15 protein-coding genes are annotated in these 12,183 nt (G+C 34.5%); 6 read left to right on the top strand and 9 right to left on the bottom strand.

Annotated elements, in window-relative coordinates:
• Positions 1-162 precede the first annotated feature (162 nt).
• Positions 163-444: a YlaN family protein gene (locus JNUCC74_RS07800; RefSeq protein WP_077320301.1), complete on the bottom strand. Its 282-nt coding sequence runs from the start codon at positions 442-444 to the stop codon at positions 163-165.
• Positions 445-751: 307 nt separating this feature from the next.
• On the opposite strand from JNUCC74_RS07800, the gene JNUCC74_RS07795 reads away from it, so the two are divergent.
• Together JNUCC74_RS07795 and JNUCC74_RS07790 are read left to right on the top strand one after the other, a co-directional pair.
• On the top strand, positions 752-1,234 hold the full coding sequence (locus tag JNUCC74_RS07795) for a hypothetical protein (protein ID WP_454067566.1): 483 nt from the start codon (positions 752-754) through the stop codon (positions 1,232-1,234).
• Positions 1,235-1,448: 214 nt separating this feature from the next.
• Positions 1,449-2,042, top strand: coding sequence for a YhcN/YlaJ family sporulation lipoprotein (locus JNUCC74_RS07790; RefSeq protein ID WP_454067565.1), 594 nt, complete (start codon positions 1,449-1,451; stop codon positions 2,040-2,042).
• A 56-nt stretch (positions 2,043-2,098) separates the two neighbouring features.
• Here the strand turns inward: JNUCC74_RS07790 and JNUCC74_RS07785 are convergent, their stop codons facing one another.
• A complete protein-coding gene (locus JNUCC74_RS07785) occupies positions 2,099-2,389 on the bottom strand; it encodes a hypothetical protein (RefSeq protein WP_454067564.1) in 291 nt (96 codons plus the stop codon).
• 380 nt (positions 2,390-2,769) lie between these two features.
• On the opposite strand from JNUCC74_RS07785, the gene JNUCC74_RS07780 reads away from it, so the two are divergent.
• Positions 2,770-2,973, top strand: a complete 204-nt coding sequence (locus JNUCC74_RS07780; protein ID WP_077320297.1) for a YlaI family protein — start codon at positions 2,770-2,772, stop codon at positions 2,971-2,973.
• A gap of 347 nt (positions 2,974-3,320) precedes the next feature.
• On the opposite strand, the gene JNUCC74_RS07775 is transcribed toward JNUCC74_RS07780, so the two are convergent.
• Complete coding sequence (locus JNUCC74_RS07775) at positions 3,321-3,620, bottom strand: YlaH-like family protein (protein ID WP_077320296.1); 300 nt, start codon at positions 3,618-3,620, stop codon at positions 3,321-3,323.
• 189 nt (positions 3,621-3,809) lie between these two features.
• On the opposite strand from JNUCC74_RS07775, the gene JNUCC74_RS07770 reads away from it, so the two are divergent.
• On the top strand, positions 3,810-3,980 hold the full coding sequence (locus tag JNUCC74_RS07770; RefSeq protein WP_454067563.1) for a DUF5325 family protein: 171 nt from the start codon (positions 3,810-3,812) through the stop codon (positions 3,978-3,980).
• Between the two features lie 7 nt (positions 3,981-3,987).
• Here JNUCC74_RS07770 and JNUCC74_RS07765 read toward each other — a convergent pair whose 3' ends face one another.
• The 3 genes from JNUCC74_RS07765 to JNUCC74_RS07755 all read right to left on the bottom strand — a co-directional run bounded on the left by JNUCC74_RS07765 (position 3,988) and on the right by JNUCC74_RS07755 (position 6,858).
• On the bottom strand, positions 3,988-4,797 hold the full coding sequence (locus JNUCC74_RS07765) for an inositol monophosphatase family protein (RefSeq protein WP_454067562.1): 810 nt from the start codon (positions 4,795-4,797) through the stop codon (positions 3,988-3,990).
• 590 nt (positions 4,798-5,387) lie between these two features.
• Positions 5,388-6,544 (bottom strand): IS3 family transposase gene (locus tag JNUCC74_RS07760; RefSeq protein ID WP_454066467.1). Its coding sequence is split into 2 segments (ribosomal slippage): positions 5,388-6,304 and positions 6,304-6,544, totalling 1,158 coding nucleotides; the frame shifts between segments, so codons are not numbered across the junction.
• Positions 6,545-6,666: 122 nt separating this feature from the next.
• Complete coding sequence (locus JNUCC74_RS07755; RefSeq protein WP_454067561.1) at positions 6,667-6,858, bottom strand: hypothetical protein; 192 nt, start codon at positions 6,856-6,858, stop codon at positions 6,667-6,669.
• Positions 6,859-7,458: 600 nt separating this feature from the next.
• On the opposite strand from JNUCC74_RS07755, the gene JNUCC74_RS07750 reads away from it, so the two are divergent.
• Positions 7,459-8,076: a YktB family protein gene (locus JNUCC74_RS07750; protein WP_454067560.1), complete on the top strand. Its 618-nt coding sequence runs from the start codon at positions 7,459-7,461 to the stop codon at positions 8,074-8,076.
• A 70-nt stretch (positions 8,077-8,146) separates the two neighbouring features.
• Here JNUCC74_RS07750 and JNUCC74_RS07745 read toward each other — a convergent pair whose 3' ends face one another.
• From JNUCC74_RS07745 to JNUCC74_RS07735, 3 genes are all read right to left on the bottom strand, one after another.
• Positions 8,147-8,434, bottom strand: a complete 288-nt coding sequence (locus JNUCC74_RS07745) for a UPF0223 family protein (protein ID WP_454067559.1) — start codon at positions 8,432-8,434, stop codon at positions 8,147-8,149.
• 472 nt (positions 8,435-8,906) lie between these two features.
• Positions 8,907-9,014 carry a GapA-binding peptide SR1P gene (locus JNUCC74_RS07740; RefSeq protein ID WP_077320290.1) on the bottom strand — a complete coding sequence of 36 codons (108 nt, stop codon included), beginning with the start codon at positions 9,012-9,014 and terminating at the stop codon, positions 8,907-8,909.
• Positions 9,015-9,463: 449 nt separating this feature from the next.
• Positions 9,464-10,336, bottom strand: a complete 873-nt coding sequence (locus JNUCC74_RS07735) for a polysaccharide deacetylase family protein (RefSeq protein ID WP_454067558.1) — start codon at positions 10,334-10,336, stop codon at positions 9,464-9,466.
• A 265-nt stretch (positions 10,337-10,601) separates the two neighbouring features.
• On the opposite strand from JNUCC74_RS07735, the gene JNUCC74_RS07730 reads away from it, so the two are divergent.
• Positions 10,602-12,131: a glycine betaine uptake BCCT transporter gene (locus JNUCC74_RS07730; RefSeq protein ID WP_454067557.1), complete on the top strand. Its 1,530-nt coding sequence runs from the start codon at positions 10,602-10,604 to the stop codon at positions 12,129-12,131.
• Positions 12,132-12,183 lie beyond the last annotated feature (52 nt).

The following is a 12,183-nucleotide window of genomic DNA, read 5'->3' as shown; positions in this document are numbered from 1 at the left end:
ACTAACAGCAAAAAGCTTACTATTATTATGATCCATAGCTAGTTAAATGCAAATATCTATCCGCTTAGATTACTTCCTTAAACAAAAAAACCTTGCCAATAGCACATGTAGGCAAAGTTTTTGCTTCCTTCATCGTCTCGCAAAAACCGAACGTAAGTAGGATTATACGGAATTTTGCGCTGCTTCATGCAGTATATTCAACTTCCTCTCTAAATCCTCTAAGAGTGCTTTACCTTCATTTTCGCTGATTAAATTCAAACGAACAGCAAAATCAATTTCTCTGGAAAGTCCAAACATCTGTGTATCCAGTACTTCTTCATATAATGGGCATTGTGGCATTGTTAAGTTATCTATTTGAACTTCAATTAGTCGCAAAATTTTTTCAGCATCAGCCTTAAGAAGGGCAAGGGCTTTTTCACGATGATCTACTTTCACCTCTGGCATCAATACAATCCCCTCCGTTTTCAAAGACTTCTTTCTATATTATATTATCGTTAGTCCCAATAAAATGCAAATAAAAAAATACGTTTAATTTGTAATTAATCTGCAAAGGTTTTAATGTGTATGCAATAACAATTTTACCAATCATAATAAAGTTAGAACTCGCTTTCTTTTTTACCGGTATCGACTTACTTAACCTGTCTCTTGCTCTATTAGTAAAAAGTAGATAGGGAAAAATAACTCGCCTGAAGTGAAAAAATATACCATGTCTGCTATCCTAAATGAGGAAAACTACTATGAGGTGATAAAAATGATCATACCAATCAAAGGAAAAGTTACATACCCAATAACACTAGACCCATCTGTGTGGATTTTTGATGACAGAAAAATTGAATTAGAACACGCTTTTACAAATAAGGCGATATCTGATAAGAAAGATGATATCGAGCAGGCTTCCAAAAGATGGGATAGCGAGGTGACAGATAAAGCAAAGCCACCTGTAAATCGAAGCATCAAGCGGTTTGAAAGGGAAAAAATTTTGAAAAGTTCTTATGTGATGCCACTTGACGATTTTCTTAATCATGCAAAAATAAAAGAAGACGCAACGGAGGCAATTTTAATTCGCAATGGTGAAAACGAAGCCATTCCTTTAGCTGACTTATATAAAAGTTATTTTTTATTTTCTAAGGATGGAAAACCATTAAAGGAAGACGGACCTGTACACCTTTACTATAAGGACGGTTCCAATAAAGATAATCCAATAACGAATATTACTGGAATTACGATTCAATAAGGATAAATCCTATAAAAGTCCAAAATCTTGCAAGATAATTATTGGTCACTAACAGACCTCACCCACCCCCGACTATGTACGATTCTTGTATGGTGGAAGGTACGTCCATAAGAGGAGTATTCGTAAACATATATCATTTTCTTTTATATTTTGCATAATATCGCAACTTTTATCCAAAATAATTGTATCGATTATTTTGGATGGAGGAATAGCGATGAAATTATTTCACATGGTAATCATCCTGTCTTGTGCACTTTTATTCGCTGGATGCAATCAACAACAAGAAAAATCAATTGAAGATACGGACAACAACAAGGAATTCACTCAAATAAAAAATTCAGAACCAAGTGAAAAGAAGAAACTAACAAATACAGAAATCGCTAATCATTTAGCTAATATTGCTAGTGATGTACCTAATGTTAATGATGCTGTATCCGTAGTTGCCGGTCCATACGCGGTGGTAGGTATTGATGTGGACAAGGATCTGGACCGTTCCCGAGTAGGTACGATTAAATACAGTGTATTAGAAGCATTATATAATGACCCTTATGGAAAAACCGCTGTTGTTGTCGCTGATGCTGACGGGAATGAAAGAATACGAAACATGGCTAATAAAATTCAGCAAGGACATCCTGTATATGGGGTAGTTGATGAATTGGCTGCAATTGTTGGGCGTTATATGCCGGAGTTTCCAATTAATAAGAATCGGCCAATTGAACCTGATCAAAATAAAGAAGTCATTCCTGAAAAAGAGAAAGAGCAGTTAGAAGATGTAGAAGAAGAACAATCCAATCATTATAAAAAATAATGAAGAAAGTTTCCGTTAATTGACGGAAACTTTCTTCATTAATATTCCATAACAGTTTATTGGTGCTGTTTTTCTGCTTTGTTATTTTCTTTCTTTTCCGTATAGTATTGAACACCAAATTGCGAGCCTTCAGATACCATTTTGGCGTTTTCCAATTGTGCTAAATCTTGACTAGGAGATTGATCTGGTACTCCAGCATTTTCAAAGGTTGATCGAATAGAGTTTTGATATTTTTTGTATCTCTGCTTTAATTTTTCTCGAGCATCCTTATTACTAAAAAAATATCCAGCTACTGTTGCTCCGATAACTCCAGCTGCACCAGCTGAATACAAATATTTCTTTTTCATGGAATCGTCCTTTCTTTCCCGCTCTTTGTAGTCTATTTACCCATCCTAATACTTCATCAAACATCTTTATTATGTTATACTAAATGAAACTTTGTTCTGATAAGTTTTACATCCTTAAATTCAAAGAAGTTAAATAAACGAACAGCTCATATCCTTTCCAGAAAAGCAGACCGCTTTTTCTTTAATATCATACTAATTCAAGGGATTATTCACCTTACCATTTTTAGCTAGCTTGACACGTTAGAATTAAAAATAATCTTAGTTACGGTAATACCTAAGATTAAAATGAAGGATCAAGTAAAACATTTCGACTGTGCTTGATTAAATTAATGAAGCTATATTGGTGGTATACCTTATCTTTTGATTGTTGAGGTGAAATTATGCAAGTAAAATGTACAATTTGTGATCAAATAGAAAGTATTGAAGATCATTGCTTCGAGGCTAAACGTTTACGTAATCGGCGTATTCATATGTACTTATGCAATGATTGCTATAATAGAATCGAAGAAAAAACATTGCAGCGTCACGCAACAGGAAAATTCCGCTTGTATGAAGAAAAAAAGGCAGCTAATGATTTTATTTAGTTTTTAAAACCAAAGGAGGGAAAGCATACCTTTGGTTTTAAAACTTAAGTAAATAAAACATTATATGAATTATTAAAGAGGATTGTCAAAAAGTCTGGTAAAAATCCCTCCATATTATAGAACCATATTTCTTTCGTCTCTATTATCGTGATAACTTTGCGAGAGAAGCAACATCTAAATGCCCGATTCGTTTAACGCGACAGGACAAGGAAGACTTCTCGAAACGAAAAGAATAGTCACGATTTTTTCAAGAACATTGTGACGTTAGCTGACAACATGTCCTTTACCCTCTTTTTGAACACAAACAGGTAAAACGATTCATACTTAGTTACAAGATATTATGTAAACTATCTTGTTTTACGCTCTCGATGCAGTCTAAACCGATAAATCGCTAAAACAACAGAAATAACGATTAAGCTTTCCGTAATCGGCAGTTGCATAATGCTAAATATAGTTAGTAAATATACTCCAATGAAAAGCATTATGTATACAATAATCGTTTTTAATGCTGGTAGCTTTCGCGCAAAACCAAGCTTAAAGGAAATAATACTAAAAATTAAATTGATGATATATAATTTCAAAAAAATGTTTTTGGTTCCATACTGTTCTAAAAGAAAATCAAAAACAAAACTGAAACTCCCATCCATAGTCATCCCCCATAACTATTCATCCTTTATATATTGATGATCCTTGTACCATCATACTAAATATTTATCTGCTTCGCCAGTAATTATTATACAACTTCCCTATTCCTCCTTGTATAGAGGTTATACCCTTTGAACTCACCAACTCTTTCCGATATACTAGATTTTGAGAAAAAGAGGTGGAATGGGAAAATGAAAAAAATAAATTGGCCAATGTTATTATTGGCTTTTCTCGTAATATCTATGTTTATTGGCGTTGGCATTGCAATCGCCTATCGGAATATTTGGCTCGTAATTCTATTTCTGGTACTGGCCTCTGTTTTTATGGGTACAGGAATTAGTTTAAAAAAGAAAAGAAAGTGACTAATTGTCACTTTCTTGCTGTCTTTACGTAGTCGTTTAATATTGTTTGCTGGATACCTCGATTTCCTGTGACTACAGATGATTTATGAAGTATATTTATTGCATCTCCATCAACAGTAGTAGTCACCCCACCAACTTCATTAACAATAACAATACCAGCTGCATAATCCCAAGGAGAAAGACTAAGTGCTAAATAGGTATCAATAATTCCTTCGGCTACATATGCAAATTCTAATGCTGCTGATCCGTAAGTGCGTGCTCCTCTTACATCTTTTACAAGTTTTTGCATTACTTTTTCATCCACTAGTCGATTTTCACATAGCCAAAAATGGTTTAAACTTAACATTGTTTCATTAAAAGGAATATTTTTTCTTAACTTTGGTAGCTTAACATTATTTTTATAAACGCCTTCTCCCTTTTTAGCACTATAAAGAATATCTTCCATCACATTATATATAAAACCTATTTCTCCAACCCCATTATAATATATTCCAATAGAAATAGCGAAATTTCTTTTTTGATGAACGAAATTCATCGTACCATCGATCGGATCAATGATCCACACCGTTCCATTCATTGATTTTAAATTGTCACCATAGCCTTCTTCACTTAAAATGAAATGATGCGGAAAGGTATCTTTAATTTTTTTAGTAAAAAATTCTTCAGTAGCTTTATCCATGGTCGTCACTAAATCATTGGGGTTTGATTTTGTGTCGACAACTAATGGAGCGTGAATTTGATCTCTTATCTCTTTACCGGCTTCGTATATCCATTCTTTTGCGTGATTAAAAACCTCATCACGTTGTTCTTTATTCATTTGAGTTCTCCTCCATTCGAAAGCTCTTAGTATAATACTACCAAAACTTAGAGACTTCGTCATGAAAGGTCACTCTTAATTTAAAGAATACTTGCTGATACGTAAAACGCAACGACGAACCAACTTCTATGATAGAAATATAATGGACTCACTTTCATTAAAGATAGGGGTGTTGCCTGTTTGGATTTTTAGCTATAGCCATCTCCGTATAAATAAGCAATTTTTAAGTTTTCCTCTACCTTAACATTCTTAGAACTTTTTTAGCTATAACAAAGACATGATCGTAGCAAACGGCTTCCCTTCTTTACTTAGATAAACTTGGCTTGTCGCCAAGTCTTTATGGCGAAAGTTATCGTTTTTCTTATACGATAAAGCCTAAAGTTGGATCTACGTCAATATTTAGGACACAAAAAAGTTAACTTTTTATTGCGCTTTGAAGCTTTACTTAAATATATATGTGAAGACTTGACATGGATCCTCTGTGGGTGTGGTGATTTGCGAAAGAAGAAAGGTTAGTAAAACACGCTAGGCAAAAGCCTACCACGCCCACCTCTCCAAGTAAAGCCGTGTTCTAATATTAATTGGTGCAGTTATGCTGCTTGATGGAGCGCTGAATCTTCCATCTCTTGTGGAGTCAGATAGCCAATGCTGCCATGTATTCTTTTACGATTATACCAACCTTCGATATATTTAAATAACTCTACTCTCGCAGCGTTGAAATCTAAGTATTGTACATGATTTACTTCTTCTTTCCTTAAAATTGCATGAAAAGACTCGATACAAGCATTGTCATAGGGTCTTCCCTTATGACTGAAGGAGTGCGTCATCTTATAGCTCTGAATCTTTTCTGCAAAGGCATCGCTTGTATATTGTGAACCTAAATCGGAATGGAACATGACGCCATCATTAGGTTTCTGTGTGACATAAGCATTTTCTAAAGCTTTCTCTACCAATTCAGTCGTCATCGAACGTCCAAATGAGTACCCAATCACCTTTCTAGAATGCAAGTCTAAAACAGATGCAAGGTAACACCAGCCATCACGCAGTGTGTGAATATACGTGATATCGCCAACCCATTTTTGGTTGATTGTTGTCGTAGAAAAGTCTCTGTTAATGATATTTTCTCGTTCTTCCACCTTTTCTTTACTGGGTGTCGGACGGAATTTTTTAACGATAATAGAACGGATACCAGCTTTTTTCATGAAGCGTTGAACTCGCTTTAAACTGATTTTGTAACCTTGTTTTTCAAGGATTTCATGTATTTTTGGCGCACCATATCGTTTCTTACTTTCTTTATGAATCCGGACAATCTTTTCCGTGAACTCACGGTTCTCATGATCGCGATTCGACTCGGTCTTATTCAAAGATTGGTAGTAGGTACTTTTCGGTATATCAAGCATTTCGCACATGGTACGAACGGGATAATCATCTTTATGTTCTGTAATAAATTCAGTTAGTTCTGAGTCACTTACTTTCGAGCGAATATGGCCATAGCCTTTTTTAAGATTTCAAGCTCCTGTTTCAAACGAAGGTTCTCTTTTTCAATGGCATCGACTTCTTTTGGAGTGATCTCCTTACCGTCAGTTCCTTCAATTGGAGTTAAATCCTTAATCCATTTATAGATAGTTACATCTGATACGCCATACTCGCTGCTTAAATCTTTTACAGAATTTCCATATTGATAAAGATCAACAACCATCTTTTTAAAATCATCGTTATATCGTTTGCCATTATTTCTGGTACGCATGGGACACATCCTCCTTGAAATTCATTGTATAAAATTTAACTTAGATGTGTCCATGAAACTATACTAGCATCAAGTTTTATACTTGCCTATCGTGTAAATGAAAACCAAATTAACCTATCTAATTAAACCTGACTTAATTCCAATAATTGTTTTCTTAACTGGTTTAATCTTTCCTTACTTTTTATTACCGCTACTTTATCTTCATTTTTCATAGCATCGTATAGTGTAACCAGTTCATAATCGATTTCCATACGTATGACAGGTAATTTTTCCTCGGCCTCTTTACGACGCAAAACTTCCATTACGTATTTCAATTGGTACACACCCTTTCATTCCCATTGCAGGGTTCCTTTTAATATATTTATGAATACTCGTAGGGATTGGTTCGATACAGATTGACCTATTCTATAAAACAAACCTTTGTTTATACATACGTAGATTTTTAACTATTCCATTCATTGAGAAAAACAGGTAAAACCATTACTTCCTTATTAAAGGGAGCATACTTATTTAAAATGTAATCTTAAATACTATATTCCCAATTATAGATTGTTCTTAAACATTTGATTTTATGCTTTGAGCAACATTTTACTGACATTAATTATTAATACGTATAGCTTGACTTGTTTAAATCCATACTTAATAATAATTATAAAATGTAATATAGTGAAACTTCACTCAAGGGGTTTTTTTCCTTGAAAAAGAAACACGCTTTTTCTGCTTGCGATGTATCGCTGACGTAGCTTTCCTTGTCCTTTCGATCCAACGATTCAGGCATTTAGGTACCGTTACCTTTCAATTAGACTTCTTTGCGTTCCCTATCCCTCTAGAGGAAGGCTTACAGCTAGATACAGAATAGAGCTAAATAGCTGATTCCCTTAACAGTAAAGTTGATTAACGAAAGGAAGAATAAGATGTCATTTACAGGTTTTGAAGAGAAAGATTTTGATACATTTACAATTGCTGGACTTGAAGCTCGCATGGAAGCCATTCAAGCTCGAATTCAACCTAAGTTTAGAGAAATAGGTAATGAATTAACTGATTATTTAGCAACTCAATTAGGCAATGAGATGTTCTTACATATAGCTAAACATGCCAGAAGGACAGTTAATCCGCCTAATGATACGTGGCTAGCAGTAGCCAATAACAAACGGGGCTATAAAAAACATCCACATTTTCAAGTTGGATTGTTTGATGATCATGTATTTATTTGGTTAGCACTTATTTATGAATTGGACCATAAATCAGCAATCGCTCAAGCATTTCTTAATGATTTTAACCGTTTAAAACAACTTCCTGAAGATTTCGTTATCTCTTTAGATCATACTAAAAAAGGTGCTAAGCAGATAAGTGATTTAGAGAAGAAAGATGTGGAACGTTTTCGAGATGTAAAAAAAGCTGAATTTTTAATTGGGCGACATTATTCTAAGGAAGATAATCGTGTTTATAATGGCACTACTTTTTTACAACTAGCAAAATCTACTATTGATTATTTATTGCCATTTTATAAACTTGCTTTAAATAGTAAATAATTCTTTACTTCACACAAAACTAAATAAATGATAACAATTAACAATATAAGGATAAAAGAGGAAAAGCTTATTAACGAAGCTTTTCCTCTTTTCTTATGGATAGAAAAGGTTTTTCAGTTGTTCTTGCCTGCTTTACAGCTTGATAACTTGAATAACCAGAACTTTGTTCAAAAGCCTTAAATAGTTTCTTTTCTTCGCTTTTCGAAGGTACAATCTGTTTAAATGCTCGATAAGCAGCCAATAATACATCACGTTCTACTTTTTTCTCATATGCCTGCTCTATCAGGGTAAAAAATTGAACCACTTGTATCACTTCTTCTTTTGTCCATGTTTCATCTATTGGGTAATGATAATTCATTAAGCTACCTCCCATGCAACAAACGTACTGTCCAAAAGTTTTTTAATTAAAATTTGATATTCCTTAATATTTGTACACTGTGGGCAAAAACGGGCCCCTTTATGAAAAGAATTCTGAATGCCTCTTTACCACTGAGGCTATAAATCAAGTAATGAGCATGATAGGATCAAGGTCCTTACGCAACAAAGTTTGGCTCCCGTCTTTGTGTAAAGATCATTCGTGGAAACTTAATGTCGAGGAGTTTTCCCTTTGACACTACTTAAACAAAAGCAACTACTTAGTCTAGTGTAAGTAAAAATACTCCCACGTGCAAGTAGATTTCCTTTCAATCAATATATAAATAGTGATTCTTACGTTGAGTTGGCGTATGTTTATGTTTACAAATGTAAAAGAAATTTGCAGTAAATTTTTCAACATACAAAAAAGCTTGTAGAGAACAACATTCTCTACAAGCTGGTAGCTATAACGCTTATTATTTATTTTTGCGACAAGTCGGACAAGTACTATAAAGTGTAACAACTTTTTCATTTTCATATTGTTCAATGATCTTATGACAATCTTGGCATACAATAGTGCCCATTCGTGCCAACCCCTTTGCATAATATGATAGCGTATTCATATTATAATATGTCACATTTAAAAAATCAACCCTATATAGTATGTCATATTATATTATTATCAGTTAAAGATTATGAGCTTCTTCTTTAACTTTAACGTTTAAAGTTAATTTCCCTACGGCTTTTAAAAATTGGATCAACCCTTTAGGATTTTCATGACTGCCAATTGCGTATATAAATGATGCAGGTAACTGTTAACTAACCTATCCCGCATATCTAAGATGCCGGAAGACTTCTGGGCAACGCATTTGTAATCGACATCCTTAAAAAAGCAAAGCACTTTTTCTGCGTGCGATTTACTACAGCACATAAGCTTGACAACGAAGTTTTTCAAAAAAGATATCCACCATGTAGAAACGAATCTTAGATAGTAAAAAAACGGCTCTTGACAGGAGCCGTTTGAAACTTATATTTAATTTAATGTTTTAATTGTATGCGGATCAACCATTTCATAGCCTTTTTCTCTTAAACCCGTCACAATATCTTTCAATGCTTGATTTGTCCATTCTCGATCATGCATCAGCAGATTCGCTCCTGGTTTCAATAATGAATAGGGTACTTCTACTTCAGGCCCTTCCCCGCTTACCATAGCCTTTGTTAGCTTTTTAGCGTCTTGATAAGGAGCAAAATAATCATAGCCATATGTCCAGTTCATAATGATCATACCCTCTTCTTTAGCAACCTGCTTGGAGTGATCTGTATTCATACCATGTGGAGCACGGAAAAATTTAGGGCGTTCTCCAATTATTTCTTCAATTTGATCACTAACTTTAACAATTTCTTCTGTTTGTTCTTGTACTGTTAAATCTGGAAGTTTTGCATGACTATATGTATGGTTACCAATAACAAATCCCATGTCGTGAATTTGTTTAAGGACATCCCTTTGTTCTTTCGTTTCTAAAAAATGTCCATTAACAAAAAAAATAGCATTGGCATCTAGTTGCTTTAATGTTTTAGCCATGTCCAAAGCATATTTATCGGGAACGTCATCAATTGTTAATAGCACTACCTTTTCGTTTATACCCTTATTAATTGGTACAATTGTAGCATTTTCAGCTACTGTATATTTAGGATCGTCTTGCTCTGTTACTTTTTTTGTATTTACTTGTGCATTTTCTTGCTTATCTTCAGTGTTTTGAGAGTTATGTTCTACTTGAGAGCCTGCCTCTTTTACTGCTTTTGGATTTTCTCCCTTTGTAGATTGATTATTTTCACCGTTTTCATTGGCACACCCAGCGAGCAAGATAGCGATAATAAGTGCTATAATGATTCCGATTTTCCTCATTCAATCCCTCCTGATTATACAATGTCGAATATTGTCTCCACTATTATAAACTTCTGGAAAAATATTGACAATGGAAAATAAAAAAGCTGATATTTTTAACATCATATTTTAGTTTCTTACAATATTTGGAACTGGTTTATTTACAGTTTGTCAGGGAATAGTAAAAACAAGTTTTGTTATTTGAATAAATACCATGCTATATGTTTTAATACAATAAGTACGTCTACATAGTTAACCAAAAATAAAAATAGAAAGGATTATTTTTGTGAAAAAAGTAACACGAGTATTCTATATTTCAGCAATTGTTGTAGCATTATTTATTATTTGGGGAATCATTCCAAAAGACGTATGGCCAAATGCCAATTTGGATAATGTTACAAACATTATTCAAACATTTCTTGTTGATAAATTTGGTTGGTTTTATTTATTAAGCGCAACCGCATTTGTTGTGTTTTCGATTTACCTTATTTTTTCCAAATATGGGAACATTAAATTAGGGCGCCCTGGTGATAAGCCGGAATACAGCTATTTAACTTGGTTCGCCATGCTATTTAGCGCCGGAATGGGGATTGGGCTAGTGTTTTGGGGAGCTGCTGAACCAATATCTCATTATCATGCACCACCGTTTGGTGCGGAAGAAACAGGTGATGCGGCTAGCACTGCCATGCAATATAGCTTCTTTCATTGGGGCATTCACCCTTGGGCGATTTATGCAACTATTGCACTTGCACTAGCGTATTTTAAATTTCGTAAACAAGCGCCCGGAGTTGTAAGTGCTGTCCTTGAGCCGATTTTTGGCGATCGAATTAAAGGTACATGGGGCACAGTAATTGATTTTATAGTTGTATTCGCAACAATATTTGGAGTCTCTACTTCACTTGGCTTAGGAGCGATCCAAATTAGTGGAGGGCTTTCCTATGTAACTGGAATAGAATCCACTATCACCGTACAGCTGATTATTATTGCCATTGTTACTGTGCTTTATATAACTTCAGCTATGACAGGACTGAATAAAGGGATCAAATATTTGAGTAACGCAAATCTTGCTCTTGCAGTATTGCTTATGTTATTCGTTTTATTTTTAGGTCCAACTAATTTTATTTTGGATTATTTTACTACTACATTAGGAAGTTATATCCAAAATTTGCCTAGTATGAGCTTGCGCATGACGCCGTTTAGTGAAGCAAAATCAGATTGGCAAAATAAATGGACCTTCTTTTATTGGGCTTGGTGGATTGCATGGGCACCCTTTGTAGGGACGTTTATAGCAAGGGTTTCACGCGGGAGAACCATTCGCGAATTCGTCTTAGGTGTTATACTTGTACCAACAATTTTCGGTGCCCTATGGTTCTCTGTTTTTGGCGGTTCCGCTATTCACTTAGAAGTCTTTAAAGATGCAAATATAATTCAGACGATAAATGATCTCGGAGAAGAAACAGCATTATTTGCTGTTTTAGAAAACTTTCCAATCGGTAGTGTAATCTCGGTTATCGCTATTTTACTAATCTGTACCTTTTTTATCACCTCAGCAGATTCAGCAACCTTTGTGCTTGGTATGCAAACAACTGGAGGAAGCCTTGATCCCGCAAACTCTGTTAAATTTATCTGGGGTATCATTCAATCAAGTGCCGCAGCTGTACTTCTTTGGCAGGGTGGATTAAGCGCACTACAAACTGCATCAATTATTGCCGCCTTTCCATTTGCAATTATTATGATTCTGATAATTTTCTCCTTAGTAAAATCGTTTAGGAGAGAAGCAAAAGAATTTGATTTAACCGGAAAAAGAAAAGGTTAAGGAGCTTAAACGAACACTATGTCTAGGACAAACCAAAAAAGAGTTGTGCATC

It is taken from the genome of Cerasibacillus sp. JNUCC 74 (assembly GCF_053667775.1).
This window is presented reverse-complemented; position numbering and strand designations above follow the sequence as displayed.

Excerpts from the sequence above, each read along its gene's own strand:
- JNUCC74_RS07785 (WP_454067564.1), bottom strand. The coding sequence starts at position 2,389 with ATGAAAAAGAAATATTTGTATTCAGCTGGTGCAGCTGGAGTTATCGGA.
- JNUCC74_RS07800 (WP_077320301.1), bottom strand. The coding sequence starts at position 444 with ATGCCAGAGGTGAAAGTAGATCATCGTGAAAAAGCCCTTGCCCTTCTT.
- JNUCC74_RS07780 (WP_077320297.1), top strand. The coding sequence starts at position 2,770 with ATGCAAGTAAAATGTACAATTTGTGATCAAATAGAAAGTATTGAAGAT.
- JNUCC74_RS07740 (WP_077320290.1), bottom strand. The coding sequence starts at position 9,014 with ATGGGCACTATTGTATGCCAAGATTGTCATAAGATCATTGAACAATAT.
- JNUCC74_RS07790 (WP_454067565.1), top strand. The coding sequence starts at position 1,449 with ATGAAATTATTTCACATGGTAATCATCCTGTCTTGTGCACTTTTATTC.
- JNUCC74_RS07735 (WP_454067558.1), bottom strand. The coding sequence starts at position 10,336 with ATGAGGAAAATCGGAATCATTATAGCACTTATTATCGCTATCTTGCTC.
- JNUCC74_RS07795 (WP_454067566.1), top strand. The coding sequence starts at position 752 with ATGATCATACCAATCAAAGGAAAAGTTACATACCCAATAACACTAGAC.
- JNUCC74_RS07750 (WP_454067560.1), top strand. The coding sequence starts at position 7,459 with ATGTCATTTACAGGTTTTGAAGAGAAAGATTTTGATACATTTACAATT.
- JNUCC74_RS07765 (WP_454067562.1), bottom strand. The coding sequence starts at position 4,797 with ATGAATAAAGAACAACGTGATGAGGTTTTTAATCACGCAAAAGAATGG.
- JNUCC74_RS07775 (WP_077320296.1), bottom strand. The coding sequence starts at position 3,620 with ATGGATGGGAGTTTCAGTTTTGTTTTTGATTTTCTTTTAGAACAGTAT.
- JNUCC74_RS07745 (WP_454067559.1), bottom strand. The coding sequence starts at position 8,434 with ATGAATTATCATTACCCAATAGATGAAACATGGACAAAAGAAGAAGTG.
- JNUCC74_RS07770 (WP_454067563.1), top strand. The coding sequence starts at position 3,810 with ATGAAAAAAATAAATTGGCCAATGTTATTATTGGCTTTTCTCGTAATA.